The organism is Ruegeria sp. AG1 (assembly GCF_056541705.1).
Window position 1 is genome coordinate 156,935 of the sequence record NZ_JBQFYU010000009.1, and the last position, 25,576, is coordinate 182,510.

Below are 25,576 nucleotides of genomic sequence, written 5' to 3' on the forward strand. Positions count from 1 at the left end.
GTCTTGGGCGGGCGTGGCGTGTTTCATTCTGGGGTTCGGCGAAACTGTCACTTGGCTCATATCTACCCAAATTAAAGGGTCTGTTATCGACTGCATCCAACGAAATAGAATGCTCGGCGTCTGCAGGCTTGCTTGATGATGGGGGTGATAGCAACCCTTTTCTGTCAGCAACCCGGGCCTGGGCCAAGCGCACGGTTGCCGGGGCAGGGGTCCCTGCTCAGTTATGAGCAGCCTGACCGTCGAACAGGGGTTTGCGGTTCCCACGGTGACGCTCGACAAGCTTCGAAATCCACCTGCCCTTTCCAGGCACCAACCTTGCCGTTAGCGGTCGAAAATCAACCGCCGCGCATTCCGGGAACAGCTCTTTGATCTCTTGCCGCGCTTCGGGCGAGATGGCCTGCATGGTCAGTGGCCCCAGAAAGAGGCTTTCCGTGGGCGTGCCGTTGGACCAGATGATCTCATGCTGATCGAACAGGATGTGATGATACCGAACGCCATCAGACGGGTCGCCCAGAACATCTACACCGCTCAGCGGCAGCAGTTTCTTCGCGGGTAGCAGGACATCCTGACAGTCGAACATCCGCTTGGTGATAGTGGAGGAAACCAATATTCGGTGCTGAGGTGACACGATCAGATCGCGCTGCGGATAGCCAGGACCCAGCGCATTCGCCCTGATCACAATGGGTTTGAGATGAGGCTTGTCCTCAAGTTGGCTTTGGCTCAGGTAACGAGAGCCAATCCAGCAAACCGGCCGCAGCCCGTTGTCATATGTCAGGACCTGATCACCGACCTTCAGGTCCTCGACCCGGATAAACCCCTCTGATGTTTCGATCAGTGTTCCTGATGCAAAACAGGGTACATCCTCGAATTCACCGCTCGCATTGGTCGGGCCGGTCACGACCTGATCGATTTCGATGGTGTTGTCACCATCCTCGTTCCAGGCGGCGGCGATTGCGTCGGTGTTGACGGATAGGCCGTTGAACAATTCCAGCGGAACAAGCGCGCCATCGTTGGACTTCACGCCGAACAGGGCGATGGTACCGTCTGGGTTCACCTCGAGCCGGACAACAGGATCAGTGTCCGAGTTTTGAAGTTGCCAAACGGCGGGCGTATTCACCTCGTACCGGTCGCCATCTGCAAATCGCACGGTTTGACCTGAGGTCCCGCTAATCTGGAACTGTAGCTCATTGGGTGCTCCGGCGGGGCCGCCGACAAAAAGATCAACACCGTTGATCTGCACGCTGAAGCTGTTGTCGAGCAGCCTGAAGTCGATGACAAACCCCCCGCCGGGGGTTGTGTCGGTAAATGTGGTGGATGCGCCGCCGACGATGCTGAAATCTGGCATTCAAGTCTCGTTTCAACCTGTAACCTGTTTTCCTTCCGTAGACGCGTAAACCCTTGCTTCTTCAAGACAGAAATTCGTTCATTTTGTGAAAAATTCGCCCCTGACGTCAGGTCTGGTGGTTTTGGTTTTGCCTTAAACCGAAGCGAGAATCCGCTGATTGCGGGCCCTGACGCATGTGTGGCTCACGCGCCCATCAATGGCTTGCCGCACTCAGGCGGCCTCGTCCAGAGTGCGCAAAATCCAATCTCTTACCTTTTGCGCATCATCGGACAGAGGGGTTTTCTTGGACCAGACGAGATAGAACCCTTTGCCTGTCGTCCATTGCCAATCGGATCGGGCAGCCAGCAGACCCTGATCGACCAGGCGGTCAGTCAGGTGTTTCCAGCCGAAGGCAAAGCCCTCACCGGCCATGGCCGCCTGCAGGACAAGCGCATAGTCATTCAGCCGCAGCCCGGTGTTCGGAACGGCCGTCCTGATCGAGAAATTGGCGAACCAATCGCTCCAACTCGGACGCTGACGAATGGGTTCTTCCAGATGAATGAGGCGTTGGGACAGGAGATTGGGCAGGCTTCGCAGATCAACTGCGGCGGCCATGACGCGGGGCGAGGCGACGGGATAGATCGCCTCGGGGGCGATCAGGGCGCTTTCGCAATCCGCCCAGTTTCCATCCCCCAGACGCACCGCAAGGCTGATATTTTCTGCGTCGATATCCGGTTCCCGGTCACTGGATTGCAGTCGCAAGTCGATCTTCGGATGCTGGCTTTGCAGATCGGCCAGTCGCGGCATGATCCAATAGTTGTTGAAGGCCGTCGATGCGCTGAGGGTGACATAGCCCGCCTGTTTGGTCTGTCGGATGGACTCAACCGACAGGGCCAATTGATCGAACGCCCGCGAGACATCAGCCAGCAGCCGCTCGCCTGCTCCGGTCAGGACGACCTGGCGGTGACCGCGGGTGAACAGGGGCGTTCCCAAGCCTTCTTCCAGCCTGCGAATGGCAACGCTGACGGCGGGTTGCTGCACGTTCAGCTCCTGCGCGGCGCGGGTAAAGGACTGAAGACGGGCGGCGGCCTCGAATACGACCAGATTGCGGGGGGAGCCAAGCTGTTTCCAGAGTTCTTGCATAATCTGTGTTTATGCTAAGCATTCAAATTTTCAAGCGTCACAGGCGTTTTCTTGGCAGTTAATATGCACCCAAAAAATGGAGTACTACTAATGGCTCGGCGCGCACGTCAATCCCGTTCCCGCGGTTCCGAGGCCGGTTCTGTCCCGGCCTCCCCCTATATCCAACGAAAGTTGGCGTACTTTGATCCTTTAAACGAGGAAGATCTGGTCCGTATTGAGGCTCAAGTCGACTGGATCTTCCAGGACGTGGGAATCGCCTTCCGCGATGACCCTGAAGCGCTGGAGCTCTGGCGCCACGAAGGGGCGCGGATCGATGGCGATATCGTACGGGCCGACGCGCAATGGATTCGCAGCCTGTGTGCCCGGGCACCCAAAAGCTTCACTCAGGTGGCGCGCAACCCTGAGCGCTCAGTGGTCATCGGTGACGGCAATCAGGTTTTCGCGCCCGTCTACGGCGCACCTTTCGTTCGTGATCTGGAAGGCGGTCGCCGCTATGGCGACATCGAGTCGTTCGAAAAGCTGGTCAAACTGACTTACCTGCACCCGAACCTGCACCATGGCGGTTTCGTGACCTGCGAACCCTGCGATGTTCCGGTCAGCAAGCGTCACCTCGACATGATGTTTGCGCATATGACCCTCAGCGATAAGCCGCATCTGGGTGCCATCACCGAGATGAGCCGCGCGCAAGACAGTGTCGACATGGCCGAGATCATCTTTGGCGCGGATTTCATGGAAGACAACTGCGTCATCATGGGCAACGTCAACACGAATTCTCCCCTGCTGGTCGACCGCGTTGTCACCGAAGCGGCTCGGGTCTATTCGACACGTGGCCAAGGCATAGTCGTGGTTCCGTTCATCCTGTCCGGCGCAATGGGTCCGGTCAGCACTGCCGCCAGCGTCGCACAAGCCATGGCCGAGGCGATGATGGTCTGTGCTTACGTCCAACTGCTGCGCCCCGGAGCGCCCTTTGTTCTCGGCAACTTCCTGTCGTCCATGTCGCTGAAATCCGGGGCACCGACCTTTGGTATGCCCGAACCGGTGATCTCGAACTACGCCATTGGGCAACTGGCCCGTCGCGCTGGTCTGCCGCTGCGCTGCGGAGGCTCTCTGACCGCCTCCAAGATCGAGGACGCGCAGGCAGCCTATGAATCGGCGGATTCGATGCACTCGACCATGCTCGCCGGTGCAAACTTCGTTCTGCACTCGGCCGGTTGGCTCGAAGGTGGCCTGTGTACTGGATTTGAAAAGCTGATCATGGATGCGGACCGTCTTGGCTCATACCAGAAGGTCCTCAGCCAGGGGCTGGACACCAGCGAAGACGCCTTCGCCCGTGACGCCTATGATGAGGTCGACGCAGGTGGTCACTTCCTGGGCTGCGCCCATACGATGCGCAACTACCAAACTGCCTTCTACGAACCCAAGCTCAGCGACAGCGAAAACGTCGAAAGCTGGGAAGAGGGCGGCTCCAAAGATATGCGCCGCCGCGCCTATGAGCGCTGGAACCAGATGCTGAACGAATACCAGCCCCCCGCCATGGACGAGGCCAAGAAAGACGAACTGGCCGCCTATGTGGCCAAACGCAAAGAAGAGATCCCGGACGCCTGGTACTAAAACCGGGATCCCTTCATCTGGCCAGAAATACCTTCGGGGTTGAATTGAGCCGCAGGCTCAAGAGGGGGCAGACAGCCTCCTTCCCCCATCACCACAAGAAAACGACACAGGAAATTCCCATGCCTGAGATTCAAAAAGACGAAACCACGTCTGGCAAAAAGCTGCCCTCCCACGCCAAGGTCGTTGTCATCGGCGGCGGCGTTGTCGGCTGTTCGATCCTCTTTCACCTGGCCAAGTTCGGTTGGAAAGACGTTGTCTTGCTGGAGCGTGACGAGTTGACATCCGGCTCCAGCTGGCACGCGGCGGGTCAGATCCACACGATCAGCTCGGATCCCAACATCTCGCGCCTGCAGAGCTATACCATTGATCTCTATAAAGAGATTGAAGAAACCTCGGGTCACTCGGTCGGCATGCACATCACCGGCGGTTTCTACGCGGCGTCGACCAAGGAATGGTACGACTACCTCAAGCGTGAACGCTCGAAAGCGCGCTATATGGGCCTGCATCAGGAATTCATCAGCCCGCAGGAACTGGCCGAGCGTCACCCGCTGATCGATCCCAAACACTATCACGCCGCGCTCTGGGATGAGCAAGACGGCGACGTTGATCCCTCGGGCGCAACCTACGCCTTCGCGAAATCCGCCCGTCACCACGGCGCGCAGTATTTCACCCATTGCGGCGTGACGTCGATGAGCCAGCGCCCCGATGGCAGCTGGGATCTGACCACCCCCAAAGGCGTCATCAATGCTGAGCAGGTTGTGAACTGCGGCGGCCTTTGGGCGCGTGAAGTCGGCCATATGTCCGGCATCCACCTGCCCGTACAGCCGATGGAGCACCACTATCTGATCACCGACGCGATCCCGATGATCAAAGACCGCATGGAGAGCATGGGCGAAGCCGGTCGTCTGCCTGCGGGCATCGACTATGAGGCCAACATCTACTTCCGCCAAGAACGCCACGGCATGCTTCTGGGCACCTATGAGCCGAAATCGACCCCGTGGAAGGTCGATGGCACGCCATGGGACTTCGGCCACGAGCTGCTGCAACCCGATCTGGACCGCATCGCCGACCGTCTGGAAATGTCGTTCGAGCGTATCCCCGCCATCGGCGAATCCGGCATCAAGGACACCATCAACGGCCCGTTCACGTTTGGCCCCGATGGCAACCCGATGATCGGCCCGGTTCCGGGCATGAAGAACTACTGGGTCGCTGTGGGCGTCATGGCAGGCTTCTGTCAGGGCGGCGGTGTTGGTCTGACCATGGCCGAATGGATGATCGACGGCGAGCCCTCGATCGACGTCTGGGCGATGGACTTGGCCCGCTTTGGCGAATTCGCAACGCCGGACTGGGGCACCATCAAGTCCTCGGAAAACTACGAGCGCCGCTTCGTGATGACTTTCCCGAACGAAACGCTGCCCAAAGGCCGGATGCAGAAAACCACCGCGCTCTATGACCGTCTGGTCAACAAGGGGGCGGTGATGGGGCAAGGCTTTGGTCTGGAAGACGCCCTGTGGTTTGCCGACAACGCCGAAGACGCGCATGAAACCCCGACCTTTGAGCGGAACCGCAGCCACGACTACGTGGCGCGCGAAGTCAAAGCCGTGCAAGAGGCCGTCGGCGGTATCGAAATCGCCAACTTTGCCAAGCACGAGTTCAAGGGTGCCGGTGCGCGAGACTACCTGAACCGAACTCTGGCCGGATACGTCCCGAAACCGGGCCGTCTGGCGCTGACCCCGATGCTGACCGAAAAGGGCCGCCTCTATGGGGACCTGACCGTGGCATGCCTGGGTGACGATCACTTCATGCTGTTCGGTTCCGGCACGATGCAGGATGCGCATCGCCGCTGGTTCGAAAAGGACCTGCCTGCGGATGTGTCCTATGCCAATGTCTCGGATGACTGGCACGGGATCGCCCTGTCCGGCCCCAAATCGCGCGAGCTGCTGGCCCGTATCACCCGCGACGACGTCAGCGCCGATGCGCTGAAGTTCCGCGATCTGCGCCAGACCTTCGTGGGCGGAGTTCCGGTGATCCTGAACCGTATCTCGTTCTCGGGCGAGCTGGGCTTTGAGATCTACTGCAAGCCGATGTACCTGCTGCGTCTGGCCGAGGCGATCGAAGAGGCCGGGGTCGATCTGGGCTATCGCTGGTACGGCGCACGCGCGCTGATGTCGCTGCGTCTTGAGAAAGGCTGGGGCGTCTGGACCACCGATTTCCGTCCTGACTTCAACGCGGTCGAATCCGGCATGGATGTCTTCATCAACTGGAAGAAAGACTTTGTCGGCAAGGATGCGACGCTGAAATTCAAGGAAGATGGCGTTGCCCGCAAGCTGGTTACCATGACCATCGACGTGGACGGCATCGATGTCTCGAATGACGAGGCGATCCTGAAAGATGGCGAAGCGGTCGGTTATGTCTCGTCCGGCGGCTACGGCCACCGCGTCGGGAAGTCGATGGCGATGGGCTACGTCGCAACCGAGAGCGCCGCTCCGGGAACCAAGCTGCAGGTGGAAATCCTGGGTGAGTTCTACGACGCCGAAGTTCTGGGTGCACCCGCCTATGACGCCAATGGCGCCAATATGCGGACGTAAGAAAGGAAAGCCGGAATGGGTCGTCCCGAGATCAATTTTGCAGATGCAAGCACACGGGTGAATGAGCTGAACCGCTTCATTTTCCTGCTGACGCCGGGGTTCTCTGCTTTGGACCTTGGGGCCGGGATCGACTCATTGGGGGCGGCAAATGCCGCCTCCGAGCAGGCTATTTTTGAATGGAATATCGTCAGCGAAACCGGCGAGGCGGTGACCTCATCCTCGGGGATGACGGTTGCTGTTGATGACGGTTTGATCAAGACCCGCCGGGGCGATTGCATTGTCATTTGCGGGCCGATGACCGTGGATCGGTCGATCTCGAATGAGTTGAAATCCTGGTTGCGGCAGGGGCGTCGGTTCGGCGTTCAGCTTTGCGGCATCGGGGGTGGGTCCGGTATTCTGGCCATGGCGGGAGTGGCCAGCGGCCAGAGCCTGAGCGCGCATTGGAAACAGCAACCCGTGATGGTTGAGCTGTTCCCGACCGTGGAATCCAACTGCTCGGTCTTTGTGGATGAAGGCCCGATTGCGACCTGTGGTGGAGGTGTCACCACGCTCGATCTGTTCTCATCGCTGATCGGTCAGGCCTGTGGTCAGACTGTTGCCTCCCGCGTGGCGGATCAATTGCTATATGCGTCGGTGCGTCCAAAGGACGGCAGGCAAACGCAGACGGATCTGTTCCGCTTTGGCCGCCGTCATGAGAAACTGGCAACCGCCATCATGATCATGCGCGAAAATCTTGAAAACCCGCTGTCGCCCAGTGTCGTGGCCGAAAGCGCGGGCCTCTCGACCCGACAGCTTGAGCGCCTGTTTCAGCGCTACGTGGGCACAAGCCCAAAGAACTATATGACGCGCCTGAGGCTCGAGCGTGCGCGCACCCTGTTGCAGCAAACCGATATGCGGGTGTTGGATGTGGCCATCGCCTGCGGCTTTGGCTCGGCCAGCTATTTCTCCAAATGCTTTCGCAGGTATTTCGGAACCTCTCCGCATATGCAGCAGAAGTCGGTCTGAAAGACCGAGCTTCAGTCCGAAAACCTGCTCTTACCCCGCGCTGGGCGAACCTTTGTGGTGCAGAATACGCCCAATCGTGTTCATAAGGATTTGTGCCGCCAGAATGGCGGTGCTGCCCGTGTGATCATAATCGGGGGCCACTTCGACCAGATCCAAACCCACCACATCACCGCGCTTGGTCAGACCGTCGAGCAGTTCGAGCACTTCGTAATACAGGAAACCACCATGGCTGGGTGTGCCGGTGCCGGGCGCGATGGAGGGATCGAACCCGTCGATGTCTATGGTGACGTAGTACCTGGCGCCCTCCGGTATCCGATCCAGAACAGCCTCGGTCCCCAGTTTGCGCAACTGGCGAACAGACAGGATGTCTGACCCCATACGACGGGCATCCTCATAGCCCTCTTTTGCGGTCGATGAGACGTTGCGGATGCCGATTTGCGTCAGGCCCGAGACATAGGGTTTCTCCGCCGCGCGCCGCATCGGGTTTCCATGCCCGAACCGAACCCCGTGCCGTTCATCCACGAAATCCAGATGCGCGTCGATCTGAACAATGTGAATGGGGCCGTTCTTTTCGCAATCCGCAGCAAAGGCATCAATGCAGGGGATGTTGACCGAATGATCTCCGCCCAGAACCACGGGCAAGGCCCCGGCCTCAAGGCACTTTTCGACACCAAATTTTATGTTCTGGTGGCTTTTTTCGGTGCTGGTATGCACGATGTCGGCGTCGCCCAGATCCACGATCCGGGTGGTTTCCGATGGCAGGTAGGTGATGTCATCCTCGTGGTCGTATGCGCCGCCATGCCCGAAGGAAAACAGGGTCGAGGCTTCGCGGATGGCGCGCGGCCCGAACCGCGCGCCGGGCCGGAACTGTGTGCCAAAGTCGAACGGAGCGCCAAGGATCGCGACATCAGCGTCGATCGCATCCCAGTCGCTGACATAGGGATATTTGCCAAAGGTCGAGATCCCGACAAAGGGCAAGTTTAACCGACCGCCTTCATATCCATGTGCGCTCATTCTTCAGTCTCCAACCGCTATTCTTGCGCCATAGTGTGGGATAATTTTCAGAAGGGCCATAGGGTTGTGGAGAAGAGGGCGAAATCTATCGCCACGCTCAGCGCATCACGAACGGGTTCGACATGGGTTGATCAGAGGTGTTCAGCCATACGGTCTTGGTGCGTGTGTAGTCCTGAATGGCCTCGATCCCCGCTTCGCGGCCATAGCCAGATTGGTTGTAGCCGCCAAACGGCGCGATGGGCGACACCGCTCGATAGGTGTTGATCCAACAAATACCGGCCTTCAATCGGGACGACACCCGGTGCGCGCGGGCGACATTTTCGGTGAACACGCCCGATCCCAACCCGAACGGGGTTTCGTTGGCCAGAGCGATTGCTTCTTCCTCGGTGTCGAAGGGCAACAGGGACATGACGGGCCCGAACATCTCGACTTTCAGGGTCTCGGTCTCGGGTGACGCACATTCGACCAGAGTGGGCGCCATGAAGTTTCCGGGCCGGTCGAGGGGCGCGCCCCCAAACCGGATGCGCGCGCCCTGATCGGAGGATTTTGCCAGTACCGTCTTGATATTGGCGATCTGCGCATTGGTGCAAAGCGGCCCGATATGGGTTGCGGCGTTCAACGGGTCGCCTACGATGACGTTTTTCATCTTCTCTTCGATCCTGGCTGCCAAGGCCTCCAGAATTGGGCGATGTATCAAACCACGTGAGCCCGCGACGCAGCTTTGCCCAGAGGCTCCGAAATTGCCTGCGATCAGGCCATTTGCGGCCCCGTCCAGATTGGCATCGTCAAACACCAAAATCGGGGATTTTCCGCCGAGCTCCAGCGTGGTTACGGCGAAGTTTTCAGCCGAGTTGCGAACCACATGGCGCGCGGTTTCCGGGCCGCCGGTAAAGGCGATGCGATCCACGTCGGGATGTCGGGTCAGGGGGATCGCGCAGTTTTCTGCGTCACCCGTAATGACCGAGACGACGCCGGGCGGGAAACCGGCCTCCTCGATCAGACGCGCGAATTCCAGCATGGGCGCGGGCGCAATCTCAGAGGCTTTCAGAACGACCGAACACCCTGCCGCAAGGGCTGGCCCCAGCTTGGTTGCCGTCAGGAACATCTGCGCGTTCCAGGGGACAATTGCGACGACAACGCCAATGGGTTCGCGGCGGGTAAAGACATGCAGGTTGGGCTTGTCGATCGGAAGCACCGCACCTTCGATCTTGTCGGCCAAACCAGCGTAGTAACGATAGTAGTCGCCGACATAGGCCGTCTGGCTTGCCGTTTCGGCCAGGAGCTTTCCGCTGTCTTTCGTCTCAATCTCGCCGAGGCGCTTGGCATTTTGTTCAATCAGCTCTGCAAGCCTGAACAACAGTTTGCCACGCTCGGTCTGCGTCAGATCCCGCCAAGCCGGGTCATTCAGGGATCGACGCGCCGCCGTGATGGCGCGATCCACATCCTCGGGCGCGGCGCAGGCGAAACTGGCCCAGGCCTCGCCCGTAGCAGGGTTTTGCGAGGTCAAGACCTGCCCGTTGGCGCCCTCGGTCCAGGTTCCGTCGATGAAAAGCTGATAGTGTGGGTTCTGTTGCATCACGGGTCCTTATTGAAACTTTGGCATCACGTCGTCGATGAACCGGGCCAGCGAAGCGCGCTTGCGCTCAAAGCTCATGCCGCTGTCGATCCAGAACGAGTATTCATCATAACCAAGGTCTTCATAGTGCTTCAGGCGATCCGTGACCTGCTCAGCCGTGCCAACTGTCAGATCGCGACCCATGTTCTCGGGGGCCATCATGGCGTTGGCGGCCATTTCCTCATCCGTCAGGGTTTGGATCAGCCCCTGATGTACGGGTCGCTTGTTCTGGAACCAAGCGCCGAAATAGTTGTAAAAGCGCGAAAGCTCTTGCGTTGCCTGATCCACATCGGCAGCGTCCTGTCCGACATAGGTGTGGTGAAGCAGCATGATCTTGGGGCGCGGCCCGTCATAGTTGGCGCAGGCGTCATTGAAGCGGCCCATCAAGCTCTCAATCTCTGCGTTACCTTGCCAGAGCGGTGTGACCTGAATGTTGAAACCATTCTGGACACCGAATTCATGGCTGTTCGGGTCGCGGGCCGCGATCCAGATCGGTGGCCCTCCGTCCTGAACGGGTTTCGGCGCAGAGGTGGTGGCGGGGAATTGGAAATACTCCCCCTCATGGGCGCAATCGCCTTCCCACAATTTGGGCAACAGGGGGGCGATTTCCCGCATGCGCTGGCCCGCGTCCCAGGCATCCATGCCGGGGATCAATCGCTCATATTCATAGGAATACGCTCCGCGCGCGATACCCAGTTCGATGCGTCCCCCAGTCATCAGGTCGGCTGCGGCCGTCTCGCCGGCCAGTTTGATCGGGTGCCAGAAGGGCGCGATAACCGTGCCGGTGCCAAGGCGGATGTTTTTGGTGTGATGCGCGATATCGACCAGGGACATCAATGGATTGGGCGCGATGGTGAAATCCATCCCGTGATGCTCGCCCGTCCACACCGCGCGCATACCGGCATCATCGGCCATTTTGCAGAGCTCAATGAACTCTTCATACAGTTTCTCATGAGGCTGTTCGGGGTTGAGCCGCTCCATATGAGCAAAGAGGGAAAACTCCATCATTCAGTCCTTTCCGAGAGAGTATGTATTTCGCCCCGCTGTGCATCGCCGAGATAGAGGGAAAAGTCGCGGGTCAGGCTTTCGAACGCAAAGCGGGACATCATGGTGGCGATGGCCGGGGTTGCGAATGTCAGGTTTGCAAGGTTTTCGATGGCAACCGCTTCAAGGGTGCTGTTGAGCGGCAAAGCCGGTGCCGACGCGAGCGTATAGACATGGTGGGTTGTGGCATTGTCATAGACAGAATAAACCGCACCCAACTGCGCTGTGATCCCGCGCGTCACCAAGTCTTGCTGTAGGCTTTCGCGCAGGGCTTGATGATCCGACAAGCTGATCTGCGGCGGGCGGTATCCGGATTCGGTTTTTTCCAGCAGCACCTTTCCGTCGCATTCGATGATCGCGCCGCAAACCACGGATCGACCCGTGGCCTCCAACGCGCCGCGTTCCAGACCAAGGCTGAAATACTGCCCGTTTGCGTATCCGAGGCCTCGGGTTTCTGTGTAGGAATAGGCCTCAACCTCTCCGATCAGAACGCAGTGATCTCCAGCCTCGATGGCTTGATGGGCCCGACAGGAAAACGTCGCAACTGCGCCATCCAGAAGAGGGACGCCATTGGCGTCCAACTGATGCGCGGTTTTGGCAAACCGATCCCCTTTGAACCCTGCGAAGGTGTTTGAGACATCCTCTTGCCCCTCAGCCAAAATGTTCACCGCGAAATGCGCGCAGCTCGCGAAGGCATCGTAGGAGGACAGGTTCTTGCCCGGGCAAACCAGCAAAAGCGGCGGGTCCAGAGACACGGATGAGAAGGAATTGGCAGTGAACCCCAACGGAACGCCCGCGGCATTGCGCGTCGTCACAACTGTGACGCCGGTCATGAAGCTGCCAAAGGCGCGCCGCAGGTCGCGAGGATCGAGACTGGTCATTGTTGCACCTCATTCAGAAAGGTCGAAAGGGCTGCGTTAACCTCTGCGGCATGGGTCATCGGCATCATATGAGCGGCGCCCTTGATGATCTGCGCCCGCCCGCTTGGAACAAGTTCCGCCATGGCGCGTGACATGTCCGGGGTCGAGTTGGGTTCAAGATCGCCCGTTATAAACAAGGCGGGGCAGGTGAGCGTCTTCAAATCGTCCCGGCGCGGGATCGGACTGTTGGCAAACACTGTATAGGCTTGCTTGTAGGCCGCAGGATCTGTCGCGGTCAGCCAAGTCCGGCAGGCAGCGCATTCGGGCGGATCAGTATCACCAAACCAACGCTGCAGAGTGCCCGTCGGATCACTTGGTGTTTGACCGTCAAGCGCTGCGGCTCGGGTTGTGACGGCCTGTGTGGCCTCGGCACTGCGTTCGAAAATGGCGTTCAGTGCAACGACGCCGGCGACATGTTGCGGTGCCTTGGCCGCAAGATTGAGCGCGATCATTGCGCCCATGGAATGACCAACAACTACGGTTGGTCCGCCCAGTTGATCCAGAACGCGCAATGTAGCTTCGGTGTATCCCGACAGTTCTGCGCGCGTATTGCCTATTGGGCTTTCGCCATGACCGGGCATGTCCGGTGCGGTCAGACGCGCCACGGATGCCAGCGCGTCCAATTGGGCGCCCCAGGCCTCGGCGCGCAAACCGACACCATGCAGCAACAGGACATTCGGTCCCGCGCCGGTCTGGATTGCTGCGAGCCCGCCGATCTCAGACCGCGGCCGGGTTGTCCACGTCATGGCCCAAATCCTTGAGGTCCTGATAGCGGTCGCCAATGCGGTGATGCGGCCTGCCCGAGGTCGCCGCGCCAAGCACCACAACGATCTCATCGTCTCGTGGCGCATCGGGGATCGCAAATTGGATGGTCAGATAGTGCGAGCGCCGCCCGGCGTCGTTCTTGTCCATCAGCGGCACCATGATCGGAGCGTTCGCGGGCCCTCGGGTATTGGTGAAGGCCAGATATGACTTTGCGTCGACGGCCTGCCGGTAGTGATTGCCAAAGAGCAGGGTGTGAATGAGGCCCGAGGCATGCTCGACCTCGCCACTCAGACCAACCACGGCGGCCTTGCCATAAGCCTCAATCGTATCTCCGCTTCCGGCCAGCGCAATCATGCGCTTGGTCATCATTTCACCCAGGACGGGACCGTAGGCCTGAATCTCGGGCTTCAGGTCTTCGACATATCGGCCAGCCCATGGGTTGGTGACTACAGCGGCCACTGCAAACATTCGCCATGGGGTTTTTGCGGGGCGAAACCCCTCGACCAGAACCTCTTCGTCATAGTTTACGATTTTGCGTATTTCCGGCTGCATAAAACTTCTCCTGTCGCGCGGGCCGACGTTAGAAACGGGGCTGATTTTTGACAAATGATAGAATTATGTGCTTTGACATTAACAAGACTAATGACCAGCTTGGCCTATGGCAAAATCACTTCCCCCTCTGACCTGGTTCCGATCCTTCGAGGCCGCCGCCCGCACGCTTAGCTTTACCGCTGCGGCCGAGGAAATCGGTCTGACCCAATCGGCGGTCAGCCAGCAGGTGAAGTCACTTGAATTGCGTTTGGGGGCGTCCCTTTTCGTGCGCCATCCGCGCAGTTTGGCGCTGACGGATGCGGGGAGAAAGCTGTTGCCCGAGGTGGGTAGGGCGCTTGAGGCGCTGGCTGTTGCCGCCGGACAGGTCGACACGAACGCATCCGGAGACGTTCTGACGGTCGCGACCTCGGTCAGTATCGCGCAATGGGTCATCGCACCACATCTGCCCGCGTTTGCACGTCAGCACCCGGACATTCGCGTGCGACTGCTCAGCGCGATTTGGCCCGATGACTTCAATGCATCCCAAGCGGATGTGCAGGTGCGGTTCGGATCGAAGAAACAGGTGGGGCAGGGGGCTATTCGCCTGATGCCGGACCGGCTTGTTCCTTTTAAATCTCCGGCCCTTTTGGGGGATATATCGGACTTGCCTTTGATTGAGGCTGTAGGGACGTCAGGTGGGTGGAGTCGATGGTTGGAAAGCCAAGGGCTACAAAGCCAGCCCACCATTTTTGTGGATACTTTCGGAATGGCGCTTCAATTGGCGGTGCATGGGGGGGGCGTGGCTTTGGTGAGTGAGCTTTTAGCAAAACACGCGCTTGATACGGGCGTGGTCGAGCGCGCGCATGACTACTCAATCGACAGCAATGAGGGGTATTTTCTATCCGCGAATAGCTCGAACCCGGCGGCTGGGTTGTTTCATGACTGGCTGTTGGAGCAGGTCGGTTAACGATCAGGAGAGTTGACAGATCAGGAGCGATCAGATCACGTCAGGCAAAAAGGCGGGGAGATACATGAAGATCGTTGCGAATACACACCGGGCAGATCCCAAGCTTGCGCCCTCGGCTCCTTATCCGTCGACAGATGCGGCCCGCGTTGCGGCCTTGTTGTCCATGTGCCCAGCGGCGAAAGAGACACCGTTGGTGAATGCCGCAGGCCTCGCCCCGGTTGCGCAGCTTTGGGTCAAGGATGAACGCGCGCGCATGAATCTGGGCTCGTTCAAGGCCCTCGGCGCGGCCTATGTGATTGCGCGCCATGCTGCCGAAGCCTCGGACGCGCCGGGGGCAGACACGTTGGCAGGGTCAACCTACGTGACAGCAAGCGCCGGGAATCACGGGATGAGTGTTGCGGCGGGTGCGCGGATGTTTGGCGCGAAGGCGGTTGTCTATATCGCCGAGACGGTGCCCGAGAGCTTTGCCGCACGGTTGAATGGCCAAGGTGCTGATGTGGTTCGCAGTGGCTCTGACTATGCGGCCAGCATGCAAGCGGCAAGCGCGGCGGCTGAGGAGAACGGGTGGATCCTTCTCTCGGACAGTTCGTGGGACGGGTATTATGAACTGCCGTGGACCCTGATGGAGGGGTATCTGCAAATGGCGGCCGAAGCGGTCGACCAATGCCCCGAAGTTCCGACTCACATCATGTTGCAGGCCGGTGTTGGTGGTCTGGCCGGGGCTGTCGCTGCCTATGCGCGCAAAGCCTGGGGCGACGCGCCAAAAATAGTCGTGGTCGAGCCTGAAGCCGCGCCCGCCCTGCAGGCCAGTATCGAGGCCGGGTCGTGCGTGTTCGCCGATGGGCCTGATAGCATCATGGGGCGTTTGGACTGCAAGGAGCCGTCGTTGATCGCATTGAATGGATTGGCGCGCGATGCCGACCTGTTTCTGACACTTTCGGATGAGGACGTGTCCGAGAAACTGCCCGCCATGGCCGCGGCGGGGTTGGAGACAACAGCCTCGGGCGGCGCCGGGCTCGCAGCCGTTTTAAATGACCGGGCGCGGGCCGAATTGGGAATGACCGAGGCCTCGCGCGTGCTGTGCATCCTCTCCGAGACCGCAGAATGAGGGGGTTTGCGCCATCCGAGTTTGAAGCGCGCACCAAGCGCGCGCAGCAGTTGATGGATGCGGCGGGCCTGTCGGCGCTTTTGCTGACAACTGAGACGGATGTACGCTATTTCACCGGATTTCTGACCCGGTTCTGGGAAAGCCCGACCCGCCCATGGTTCCTGATCGTGCCAGCCGATGGCAAGCCGATCGCGGTGTTCCCGTCGATCGGGGCAGCCCTCATGGCGCAGACATGGATCGACGACATCCGCACCTGGAGCGCGCCTGATCTGGAAGATGACGGTGTCTCTCTGCTATGCGACGCGCTGGTCGAGGTGGCGCCCACAGAGGGACGAATTGGGACGCCGGATGGGCATGAGACTCACCTCCGTATGCCTTTGGCAGACCTTGATCGTTTGCGCGGCCTGCTTGGAACACGGACGCTGACAGGCGACAGGGGCATCCTGCGCCAGTTGCGTATGGTCAAGTCCGAGGCCGAGATTGCCAAGATCGAAACTGCTTGCGGCATTGCCGGTCGGGCCTTTGCCCGCGTCCCTGAGATCGCGGGGGAGGGGATGCCATTGGATGAAGTGTTCCGCCGCTTTCAGATGTTGTGCCTAGAGGAGGGCGCCGATTGGGTGCCTTATCTTGCCGGCGGGGCAGAGCAGGGCGGCTACGCGGATGTGATTTCACCAGCCTCTGGCGTACCGCTGGCGCTTGGTGATGTGTTGATGTTGGACACCGGATTGGTTTGGGACGGGTATCTCTGTGACTTCGACCGAAACTGGTCGGTTGGCCCGCCTCGACCTGATGTGGCAAACGCCTATGCCCGGTTGATCGAAGCCTCGGATGCCGCGTTCGAAATCGCCCGGCCGGGCACAACCGCAGCGGATTTGTTTCATGCCATGAACACCGTTCTCACGGCGGATGCAGAGGGTACGGATGCGGGTCGTCTGGGCCATGGTTTGGGAATGTCCCTCACCGAATGGCCATCCCTGATTCCGACGGACAACACCGTTCTGGAACCGGGCATGGTTTTGACACTGGAACCGGGCATCGCCGTCGGTGACAAAATTCTGGTGCATGAGGAAAACATCGTCATCACGGACGGCACCCCACGGTTTATCAGCCCAAGGATCGGGCCGGAGATGGTGCAGCTATGACCTATGTCCCTTACACTCTGGATGAAGACGATCCAAGCGCCTCGCCGCTGGGGCTGATCGTTTTGCAGGTCGATGAGACGCTCGAGCCTGAATTCGGCGCATATTTCGCGGACCGTAAATACCCGCTGCACGTCACGCGCATTCCAAGCGGGATCGAGGTGACGACCGAAAGCCTTGCCGAGATGGAGAAGGCGCTGCCGGCAGCAGCGCGTTTGCTTCCCAATGCGCGACCCTACAATGTTGTGGGCTACGGCTGCACCTCGGCCAGTTCGGTGATCGGGTCAGAGCGCGTCGCGGAACTGGTCAAGCAGACATGCAATACCCGTGAAGTCACGAATCCTCTCCGCGCGGCGACCGCTTGCGCCGCCGACCTAGGCGTTTCGAAATTTGCCCTGCTGTCGCCTTACATTGAACAGGTCAACATACCGCTGCGTACCGCGTTTCAGGCCAATGGCATAAGCATGGATGTGTTCGCAAGTTTCGGGCAGGCAGAAGAGGCCAAGGTGGCGCGGATATCGACGGAATCCGTGGTCGTGGCAGCCTCCGAACTGGGAGCAGATTCAGCGGTCGAGGCGGTGTTCCTGAGTTGTACCAACCTGCGAACTCTCGACGCGATACCGAAAATCCAAGAGCGGATCGGAAAACCTGTTTTGTCGAGTAATCAATGCCTTGCGTGGCATATGAGGCGCTTAAACGCTGTGCATTGACAAGTAAGTGTGAACTCAATTTTGGCAAAAGCACCATAACTTGTTGCCAAGTGCGTATCGCTTGGTCTTAACTGTGGATCACAGATCAATGAAATCCGAAAGCCTCGGGTAATCATTTGACGAAACAGGGGGTCTTGTGACCGGTACAACGAACGACGCCGCGTTTGTCGAATTTCAACGCGTTCAGAAGTCTTATGATGGCGAGAATCTCGTCGTTAAAGATCTCAACCTTGCAATGCCGAAGGGCGAGTTTCTGACAATGCTCGGGCCGTCAGGTTCAGGCAAGACAACTTGCCTTATGATGCTCGCCGGGTTTGAAACCGCTACCCATGGTGAAATCCTGCTGGATGGAAAACCCATCAACAATATCCCGCCGCACAAACGTGGGATTGGCATGGTGTTTCAGAATTACGCTCTGTTCCCGCACATGACGGTGGCCGAAAACCTTTCGTTTCCTTTAGAAGTTCGCAAGCTGGGCAAGTCCGAGCGTGACGAGAAGGTCAAGCGCGCTTTGGACATGGTGCAGATGGGTGCCTTTGGCGGGCGTCGTCCGGCGCAGCTTTCAGGTGGTCAGCAACAGCGGATCGCCTTGGCCCGTGCGCTGGTGTTCGAGCCGGAACTAGTGCTGATGGACGAGCCGCTGGGCGCGCTGGACAAACAGCTGCGCGAGCACATGCAGTTCGAAATAACTCGCCTCGCGCATGAGCTGGGCATCACGACCGTCTATGTGACCCACGACCAGACCGAGGCGCTGACCATGTCAGACCGGGTTGCTGTGTTTGACGATGGCCGCATTCAGCAGCTGGCTCCGCCGGATCAACTTTATGAAGAACCCGACAACAGCTTCGTCGCGCAGTTCATCGGCGAGAACAACACGCTGGAAGGTGTGGTCAAATCAATAGACGGCGACGGCTGTGTGGTGCAGCTGGATGACGGATCAGAAATTGATGCGGTGCCGATCAATGTGCACAATCCGGGCGAACGGACAAAGGTTTCGATCCGGCCGGAGCGCGTGGAATTCAACAAGGATCGTCTGCATGCCGACGCGCATACGCTGAAGGCGACGGTCAAGGAATTCATCTATATGGGCGACGTGTTCCGCTTCCGCATGTCTGTAGCGGGCAATGACGAGTTCATCGTCAAGACACGGAATGCCCCCGATGCTATTCGCCTGCAACCCGGTCAAGAGATCGATATCGGTTGGCTGGCAAAGGATTGTCGTGCGCTTGACGCATAGACCAAGCCGCGCGGCACAAGTGCGGTTACACTGAGGGACCGGCTGGCGAAAACCCGTGCGTCGGCTGACCATACAACAAACGGGAAATACTGGGAGTTTTACATGAAACCAACAAAGACACTGCTGACTGCAGCGGCTCTGGCAACAGCGGCCGGTGGCGTTTCCGCCGAAGAGATGACCATCGTCTCATGGGGCGGGGCCTATTCCAAATCGCAGCTCAAGGCCTATCACGAGCCCTATTCGGAAAAGACTGGCGTCACCATCCTGAACGATGACAGCTCGGCCGAAGCGGTTGCCAAGCTGCGCGCGATGAACGAAGCCGGGAACATCACCTGGGACGTGGTTGACGTTGTTGCGGCGGACGCGATCCGTCTGTGCGACGAAGGTCTGGCGATGGAAATCGATCCCGACACCATGCTGGCCCCGGCACCTGATGGCACGCCCGCATCCGAAGACTTCGGTGATCTGCTGGTCAGCGACTGCTTTATCCCGCAGATCGTTTACTCGACCACGTTCGGCTATCGCACCGACTTGGTCGGTGACACGCCGCCGACAGACGTCTGCGCCGTGTTTGATCTGGAAAACTATCCGGGCAAGCGCTCGCTGGAAAAGCGTCCGATCAACAACATGGAATGGGCTCTGATCTGTGACGGCGTTGCCAAGGACGAAGTTTATGACGTGCTGGCGACTGCAGAGGGTCAGGATCAGGCTCTGGCCAAGCTCGACACCATCAAGGACAGCGTTGTCTGGTGGTCGGCAGGTGCTGATACGCCCCAGCTGCTGGCTGATGGCGAGGTCATCATGGGCTCGACCTATAACGGTCGTCTGTTCAGCGTGATCGAAGAACAGAACCAGCCCGTTGCCATGCTGTGGGACGCGCAGGTGTTCGATCTGGACGGTTGGATCATCCCGGCCGGTCTGAGCGAAGAGCGTCAGGCACGCGCACTGGACTACATCATGTTCGCGACCGACACCCAGCGTCTTGCGGATCAGGCCAAGTACATCTCGTACGGTCCGGCCCGTGCCTCGTCGGCTCCGCTGGTGGGTCAGCATGCCGATCTGGGTATCGACATGGCACCGCACATGCCGACCGATCCGAACAACGCCAAGAACACGTTCCTGTATAACTACGAGTTCTGGGCTGACTACCGCGACGACATCGACGCCAAGTTCCAGGCGTGGTTGGCGCAATAAGCGTCTGATTTCATGACAAAGTCGGGGGCGGTGCGCCGCCCCCGGACCAAAGAAAACCCAAGGGGCACTGATGACTGACGCAAGCCAAAACGCCGGACCTATGCTGGCAGCGGATGGAACGCCGCTCAAGCAATCGCTGGCACGTTCGTTGAGGCGACAAAAGCTGCGGGCGCTGATGCTGGTGGCCCCTCTGCTACTGTTCGTGCTGTTCTCGTTCATCGTGCCGATTGCATCAATGCTTTTCCGGTCGGTGGAAAACAGCATTGTGCAGCAAACCCTGCCCTTGACGGTCGAAGCCTTGCAAAGCTGGGACGAAAACAGTGGCGAACTGCCTGACGAGGCCGTCTATGATGCCTTTGTCCGCGACATGGTCGTGGCTGTCGACAACAAGACACATACCCGACTGGGTTCGCGCTTGAACTACGAAGAGACAGGCATGTCCTCGATGTTCCGCCGCTCCGGTCGGAAAATGGGTAAGCTGGATCCCGAAACAGATGGGCCGTTCAAGGATCAGGTGATCGAAATCCACGAGGGCTGGGGCGAACCGCAGACTTGGGCGGTGATCAAGACTCACTCGCCCGCTGTGACGAACGGCTATTTCCTAAACGCGGTCGATATGCGCCGCACACCCGAAGGCGCGCAGGCGCAGCCTGAGGACAAGCAGATTCTGATCAAGCTGTTCGGGCGCACACTGTTCATGTCGTTGGTGATTACCGCGTCCTGTATCCTGTTGGCCTATCCGGTCAGTTACCTGCTGGCGACCCTACCGATGCGGGTGTCCAACTTGCTGATGATCCTTGTATTGTTACCCTTCTGGACCTCGCTTCTGGTGCGAACGTCGGCGTGGAAGGTCATGCTGCAACAACAGGGTGTGATCAACGAAACGCTAGTCTGGCTCGGATTGGTGGCCGATGACGCCCGACTTGTCATCATCAACAACCAGATCGGTACGATCATCGCGATGACGCATATTCTGCTGCCGTTTATGATCCTGCCGATGTACTCGGTGATGCAAACAATACCCGAGTCCTACACGCGCGCCGCGAAATCCATGGGCGCGACGAATTGGACGACCTTCTGGCGCATCTATTTCCCTCAATCCATTCCGGGCATTGGCGCGGGGTCGATCCTCGTGTTCATTCTGGCCATCGGCTACTACATCACGCCCGAGATCGTGGGCGGCACCAAGGGCGTCTTCATCTCGAACCGGATTGCGTACCACATCTCGTCCTCGCTGAACTGGGGGCTGGCGGCTGCGCTGGGCACGATCCTGTTGGCCGTCGTGTTGTTGCTCTACTGGTGTTACGACAAGATCGTCGGCATTGATAACGTGAAGTTGGGATAATCGACATGGCCGCACTTACTCCGATTTCCCGCAAACCGATGTCCATGGTTCTGCCAAGCGTTGCGCTGGCAGGGGCCTTCGCCGGTGTCTTCGTTGGCGCAGGTAACGGTTCGATCTTTCTGGGCATCATTGGCGGAGCCGCCCTGATCGCGGCGCTGGCTTGGATCTACATCACTGTTCTAAAGAATGAGAATCTGGCCCGCTGGATCACCATTTTGGGCTTTGGCATCGCCGGATTTCTGATTTCGGGTCCAATGGGCGGCGTTCTAGGCCTGTTGGGCGGCTGGTTCTTCGCATGGTTCATCTACTGGCTGTATGAGGGCCGCTATCGCCGTAAATTACTGCCATATCTGACTGCGAAGCAGGTGTTCTATCACTACCTGTTCCGAGTGATCTGCGGTGCAATCTTCGTCTTCCTGATCACGCCGATCCTTGTGGTTCTGCCACTGTCGTTCAACGCGCAGGACTTCTTTACCTTCACGCCCGAGATGTTGCGGCTGGACCCCGAGGGGTATTCGCTGAAGCATTACCGCGACTTCTTCACCAACAATGAATGGCAGCGCAGCTTCAAGAACTCTCTGATCATCGCGCCGATTGCGACGGTGATCTCTGTCTCGCTTGGCACGCTCGCGGCCATCGGCCTGAGCCAGAGCCATGTTCCCGGCCGCCGTGCCATCATGGGTATCCTGATCTCACCCATGATCGTGCCACTGATCATCTCGGCCACTGGCATGTTCTTTTTCTACAGCGATATCGGCCGCTTCATGGAAGGCACGCTGGGTATGAACAAGAACTTCGTTGGCTATGTGAAGGTCATCCTCGCGCATGCCGTTCTGGGCATCCCGTTCGTCATCATCACCGTGACCGCCACGCTGGTCGGCTTTGACCGCTCGCTGACGCGGGCGGCGGCGAATATGGGTGCGGGGCCGGTGCGGACCTTCTTCAAGATCCAGATGCCGCTGATTCTGCCGGGCGTGATCTCGGGTGGTTTGTTTGCCTTCATCACCTCGTTCGACGAGGTGGTCGTGGTGCTGTTCGTCGGCTCGGCCAGCCAAAAAACCCTGCCATGGCAGATGTTCACTGGTTTGCGCGAACAGATCAGCCCGACAATTCTGGCAGTGGCCACGATCCTTGTGGTGATCTCGATCGCGCTGCTAACCACGGTCGAACTGCTACGCCGTCGGTCCGAGCGTCTGCGGGGGCTTTCCCCCGCTTGACGCAAGCGCGCGCCTGATCTAACGATTCACCTGTTCATCCCAGCCGCGATGGCGTCGCGGGCGCACTGGGATGATCGGCTCTCGGACCCCGAGACCGCCTGTCCTGAACGCCGGGACAAGTGGCCGGGTATGCCGCCCGGCAAAGATGAGAGACCTGAACATGACAAATCGCCCCGAATTCTTTACCTGCCACAATGGCGATAAGGCCCCGATGCCGTTCAGCAAAGGCGAATATGACCGCCGTCTGGGCAAACTGCGCGACATTATGGCCGCGCGGGATATTCCCGTGGTGCTGCTGACGTCGATGCAGAACATCGCCTATTACTCGGGCTTTCTGTACTGCGCCTTTGGCCGGCCCTATGGCTGCGTAGTCACGCAGGACGCCTGCACTACGGTTTCGGCCAATATCGACGCGGGCCAGCCGTGGCGCCGCTCGGTCGAGGACAACGTGATCTACACCGATTGGAAGCGTGACAATTACTGGCGCGCGGTGGCCAGCCTGATCGGCGGCGCGAAACGGATCGGAGTTGAGAGCGATCACATGACACTCGCCGCGCGCGATACGGCTTTGGCGATGCTGGGCCAGCCTGAATTGGTGGACATCGCATCCGACACCATGGCGGCCCGTATGGTGAAATCCGCCGAAGAGATCGAGTTGATCAAAGGTGGCGCCCGAACCGCTGACGTGGGCGGAGCCGCCATCCACGCCGCCATCCGCGAAGGCGCAACCGAAATCGAGATCGCCATGGCCGGTCGCGACGCGATGGAGGCGGAGATCGCCCGCGCTTATCCCGACGCAGAATACCGCGACACTTGGGTCTGGTTCCAGTCCGGCCTCAACACCGATGGCGCGCATAACCCCGTCACCAAACGGGCACTGCAAAAGGGCGATATCCTGTCGCTGAACACTTTCCCGATGATTTCGGGGTACTACACCGCATTGGAGCGCACTCTGTTTCTGGGCGAACCCGACGCCGAAAGCCTACGCATCTGGAAGGCCAACGTCGCCGCGCATGAGCTTGGCCTGGGCCTGATCAAACCCGGCGCGACCTGTTCCGGCATCACCGCTGAGATCAACCGCTTCTTTGAAGATGAGGGCCTGCTGCATTACCGCTCTTTCGGTTATGGCCATTCCTTCGGCGTGCTCAGCCACTACTACGGGCGCGAGGCGGGTTTGGAACTGCGCGAGGATATCGACACGGTTCTGGAACCCGGCATGGTCGTCTCGATCGAGCCGATGCTTTGGATCCCCGAAGGCCAGCCCGGCGCCGGAGGCTACCGTGAGCATGATATTCTAGTGGTCGAAGAAGACGCGGCCGAGAACATCACCGGCTTCCCCTACGGTCCCGGCCACAACATCATCGACGCGTGATACCAAGGGGGTGGGGCGTGTGCCTCACCCTTTGCCGCAAACACACAGAGTGCAGTCTAGGCCTGATAAAACGGATCCAGCTTGGCCTTGGCTTTTTCGTTCACGATCGGGATATAGTTCAGGCGATCCCCGGCTGATTGTGGAATAGCTTGCTTTAGAGCCTCAAGGTCCCGCACTGCCAAAATGACCGCATCGCCGGTTTCTCCGCCAAAACCTGCGATCTCTTCTTCGGTGAAACCGATCAGTTGAACGACGTCTTTGGCCAGAAACATTTTGACCTCAACAGATTGCGATAGCTTGAGAATTTCGTCCTTCAGCCGTTGGGCTGTCTGCGCAGGCATGGTAACGACGGCCATATTCGGTCCTGATTGATTGGGGTACGCTGTATTTGATCACACTACAGGAAAATAATTCTAGGCTTGTCAATTTAAGGATGCGTTAATACGCATGGCATAGAGTACCCTTGTTTTACACAGTTTAAGTGGTTTGAGAGACGCAGTAATGCCATTCCTGTTTGATTGGTCAACTCTGGGCAGTGCGAACAGTTCGACCGTGCTGACAGACGGTTCGAACTCGTCGACGCTAACCGTGGCCTCTGATCCAGGGGTATTCTTCAATGGGTTTCTTGGTGGAAACCTGTTTGTTTCGGGCATCCCGGGCCCTGCGACATCAGAGGTGACGTTTTCAACCGCTGTTAAAAACGTGACGTTCGAAATTCTGGATTTGGACAGCAACGAATTCTCTTTCGACGATAGAGTGACGGTTCTGGCGTTTGATGTGAACGACAATCCGGTCCCGGTTGTTTTCTCCAACCTCAGCCCATTTCACGTCCAGACCGGCAACACGGTCGAAGCCAACGGGAATGTGTCTCCGGGTGTCGAAGGACCGGGCGCGCCAGATTCGCTGACCGTTTCCATTGCAGGCCCGGTGTCCCGGATTGAGGTCATCTTTGAAGGGGGTCTGTCTTCGGGTGCCAATACCGGTGCAATCGGCTTTGGCGATATCTCAGGCGATATTCTGTGTTTGTGCGCGGGAACCATGATTGAAACGCCGAACGGCCCAACCGCTGTTGAAGATTTGTCCGTGGGGGATGTCGTTCTGACCAAGGGAAATGGCCCGCAGCGGTTGCGGTGGGTTGGTTCCAAGACGGTGGACTTCACGGCCCAAGGTGTAGCTGCGGAAAAACTACGACCTGTCCGTATCTCTGCCGGCGCGCTTGGGCAGGGGCTTCCGGCAAAAGACCTGCTGGTGTCCAGACAACACCGCATGTTGGTGTCTTCCAAAGTGTCCGAGCGTATGTTCGGCAGTCCCGATGTCCTTGTGTCGGCAATAAAGCTGGCCGCGCTACCTGGGATCTATGTGGATGAAGAGATCACCGAGGTTGTCTATTTCCACCTTCTCTTCGATCAGCACGAGGTCATTTTTGCCGATGGTGCCCCCTCGGAAAGTTTGTTCACAGGCCCTGAAGCAATTAAGACAATATCGGAAGAGGCCCGAGAAGAAATATTCACCCTCTTCCCGGAAGTGAAACGTCAGGGCTACGCCCAGGAAACGGCATATCCCGTGCCAGCCGGTCGTTTGCAGAAGAAGTTCGTCGAGCGGCATCTGAAGAACGGAAAGCTGGTTCTCGAGGACGCGCCCTCGCCATCGAACCGCCTGCATTAAGCGTTCACAACTCGGTCATTTCGCTATTCGTTTCGAAAGTCCGATGTGGTGTATTCTTTGGC

Annotated in this window: 22 protein-coding genes; 13 read left to right on the forward strand and 9 right to left on the reverse strand. The window is 58.7% G+C overall.

What is annotated here, in order from left to right; translation table 11 throughout:
- Positions 1 to 217 precede the first annotated feature (217 nt).
- Both ACR0B5_RS15225 and ACR0B5_RS15230 read right to left on the reverse strand, forming a co-directional pair.
- A complete protein-coding gene (locus ACR0B5_RS15225) occupies positions 218 to 1,345 on the reverse strand; it encodes a Hint domain-containing protein (protein ID WP_480541514.1) in 1,128 nt (375 codons plus the stop codon).
- Between the two features lie 210 nt (positions 1,346 to 1,555).
- Positions 1,556 to 2,467: a LysR substrate-binding domain-containing protein gene (locus ACR0B5_RS15230; protein ID WP_480541516.1), complete on the reverse strand. Its 912-nt coding sequence runs from the start codon at positions 2,465 to 2,467 to the stop codon at positions 1,556 to 1,558.
- A 90-nt stretch (positions 2,468 to 2,557) separates the two neighbouring features.
- Here ACR0B5_RS15230 and ACR0B5_RS15235 point away from each other — a divergent pair, with 90 nt between their 5' ends.
- From ACR0B5_RS15235 to ACR0B5_RS15245, 3 genes are all read left to right on the forward strand, one after another.
- A complete protein-coding gene (locus ACR0B5_RS15235) occupies positions 2,558 to 4,078 on the forward strand; it encodes a trimethylamine methyltransferase family protein (protein WP_480541518.1) in 1,521 nt (506 codons plus the stop codon).
- Between the two features lie 119 nt (positions 4,079 to 4,197).
- Positions 4,198 to 6,666, forward strand: a complete 2,469-nt coding sequence (locus tag ACR0B5_RS15240) for a GcvT family protein (protein WP_480541520.1) — start codon at positions 4,198 to 4,200, stop codon at positions 6,664 to 6,666.
- Between the two features lie 15 nt (positions 6,667 to 6,681).
- Positions 6,682 to 7,671, forward strand: a complete 990-nt coding sequence (locus tag ACR0B5_RS15245; RefSeq protein ID WP_419739271.1) for a GlxA family transcriptional regulator — start codon at positions 6,682 to 6,684, stop codon at positions 7,669 to 7,671.
- Positions 7,672 to 7,701: 30 nt separating this feature from the next.
- On the opposite strand, the gene speB is transcribed toward ACR0B5_RS15245, so the two are convergent.
- The 6 genes from speB to ACR0B5_RS15275 all read right to left on the reverse strand — a co-directional run bounded on the left by speB (position 7,702) and on the right by ACR0B5_RS15275 (position 13,581).
- Positions 7,702 to 8,685 carry an agmatinase gene (gene speB / locus ACR0B5_RS15250; RefSeq protein ID WP_480541522.1) on the reverse strand — a complete coding sequence of 328 codons (984 nt, stop codon included), beginning with the start codon at positions 8,683 to 8,685 and terminating at the stop codon, positions 7,702 to 7,704.
- Positions 8,686 to 8,782: 97 nt separating this feature from the next.
- The gene (locus tag ACR0B5_RS15255; protein WP_480541524.1) at positions 8,783 to 10,261 is read right to left on the reverse strand and encodes an aldehyde dehydrogenase; all 1,479 of its coding nucleotides are present in this window, start codon (positions 10,259 to 10,261) and stop codon (positions 8,783 to 8,785) included.
- Positions 10,262 to 10,270: 9 nt separating this feature from the next.
- Positions 10,271 to 11,305, reverse strand: a complete 1,035-nt coding sequence (locus ACR0B5_RS15260) for an LLM class flavin-dependent oxidoreductase (RefSeq protein ID WP_170692754.1) — start codon at positions 11,303 to 11,305, stop codon at positions 10,271 to 10,273.
- Positions 11,305 to 12,225, reverse strand: coding sequence for a flavin reductase family protein (locus ACR0B5_RS15265; protein ID WP_480541526.1), 921 nt, complete (start codon positions 12,223 to 12,225; stop codon positions 11,305 to 11,307). The genes ACR0B5_RS15260 and ACR0B5_RS15265 overlap by 1 nt, the downstream gene beginning before the upstream one ends.
- On the reverse strand, positions 12,222 to 13,010 hold the full coding sequence (locus ACR0B5_RS15270; RefSeq protein ID WP_170641280.1) for an alpha/beta fold hydrolase: 789 nt from the start codon (positions 13,008 to 13,010) through the stop codon (positions 12,222 to 12,224). The genes ACR0B5_RS15265 and ACR0B5_RS15270 overlap by 4 nt, the downstream gene beginning before the upstream one ends.
- On the reverse strand, positions 12,982 to 13,581 hold the full coding sequence (locus ACR0B5_RS15275; RefSeq protein WP_480541528.1) for an amino acid synthesis family protein: 600 nt from the start codon (positions 13,579 to 13,581) through the stop codon (positions 12,982 to 12,984). Before ACR0B5_RS15275 ends, ACR0B5_RS15270 begins: the two co-directional genes overlap by 29 nt.
- Before the next feature lie 106 nt (positions 13,582 to 13,687).
- On the opposite strand from ACR0B5_RS15275, the gene ACR0B5_RS15280 reads away from it, so the two are divergent.
- From ACR0B5_RS15280 to ACR0B5_RS15320, 9 genes are all read left to right on the forward strand, one after another.
- Positions 13,688 to 14,527: a LysR family transcriptional regulator gene (locus ACR0B5_RS15280; protein WP_480541530.1), complete on the forward strand. Its 840-nt coding sequence runs from the start codon at positions 13,688 to 13,690 to the stop codon at positions 14,525 to 14,527.
- Positions 14,528 to 14,591: 64 nt separating this feature from the next.
- Positions 14,592 to 15,635, forward strand: coding sequence for a pyridoxal-phosphate dependent enzyme (locus ACR0B5_RS15285; protein WP_480541532.1), 1,044 nt, complete (start codon positions 14,592 to 14,594; stop codon positions 15,633 to 15,635).
- Complete coding sequence (locus ACR0B5_RS15290) at positions 15,632 to 16,777, forward strand: M24 family metallopeptidase (protein ID WP_170556040.1); 1,146 nt, start codon at positions 15,632 to 15,634, stop codon at positions 16,775 to 16,777. The genes ACR0B5_RS15285 and ACR0B5_RS15290 overlap by 4 nt, the downstream gene beginning before the upstream one ends.
- The gene (locus tag ACR0B5_RS15295; protein ID WP_170556041.1) at positions 16,774 to 17,484 is read left to right on the forward strand and encodes an aspartate racemase/maleate isomerase family protein; all 711 of its coding nucleotides are present in this window, start codon (positions 16,774 to 16,776) and stop codon (positions 17,482 to 17,484) included. The genes ACR0B5_RS15290 and ACR0B5_RS15295 overlap by 4 nt, the downstream gene beginning before the upstream one ends.
- A 136-nt stretch (positions 17,485 to 17,620) precedes the next feature.
- Positions 17,621 to 18,721, forward strand: a complete 1,101-nt coding sequence (locus ACR0B5_RS15300) for an ABC transporter ATP-binding protein (protein WP_170556042.1) — start codon at positions 17,621 to 17,623, stop codon at positions 18,719 to 18,721.
- Positions 18,722 to 18,823: 102 nt separating this feature from the next.
- Positions 18,824 to 19,915: an extracellular solute-binding protein gene (locus ACR0B5_RS15305; RefSeq protein WP_480541534.1), complete on the forward strand. Its 1,092-nt coding sequence runs from the start codon at positions 18,824 to 18,826 to the stop codon at positions 19,913 to 19,915.
- A gap of 70 nt (positions 19,916 to 19,985) precedes the next feature.
- On the forward strand, positions 19,986 to 21,260 hold the full coding sequence (locus ACR0B5_RS15310; RefSeq protein WP_170556043.1) for an ABC transporter permease: 1,275 nt from the start codon (positions 19,986 to 19,988) through the stop codon (positions 21,258 to 21,260).
- A 5-nt stretch (positions 21,261 to 21,265) separates the two neighbouring features.
- Positions 21,266 to 22,477 carry an ABC transporter permease gene (locus tag ACR0B5_RS15315; RefSeq protein ID WP_480541536.1) on the forward strand — a complete coding sequence of 404 codons (1,212 nt, stop codon included), beginning with the start codon at positions 21,266 to 21,268 and terminating at the stop codon, positions 22,475 to 22,477.
- A gap of 160 nt (positions 22,478 to 22,637) precedes the next feature.
- Positions 22,638 to 23,849: an aminopeptidase P family protein gene (locus tag ACR0B5_RS15320; RefSeq protein ID WP_480541538.1), complete on the forward strand. Its 1,212-nt coding sequence runs from the start codon at positions 22,638 to 22,640 to the stop codon at positions 23,847 to 23,849.
- A gap of 56 nt (positions 23,850 to 23,905) precedes the next feature.
- Here ACR0B5_RS15320 and ACR0B5_RS15325 read toward each other — a convergent pair whose 3' ends face one another.
- A complete protein-coding gene (locus tag ACR0B5_RS15325; RefSeq protein WP_170473702.1) occupies positions 23,906 to 24,205 on the reverse strand; it encodes a hypothetical protein in 300 nt (99 codons plus the stop codon).
- A 145-nt stretch (positions 24,206 to 24,350) separates the two neighbouring features.
- Between ACR0B5_RS15325 and ACR0B5_RS15330 the strand changes: the two genes are divergently transcribed.
- Positions 24,351 to 25,514: a Hint domain-containing protein gene (locus ACR0B5_RS15330; RefSeq protein ID WP_480541540.1), complete on the forward strand. Its 1,164-nt coding sequence runs from the start codon at positions 24,351 to 24,353 to the stop codon at positions 25,512 to 25,514.
- Positions 25,515 to 25,576: the final 62 nt, after the last annotated feature.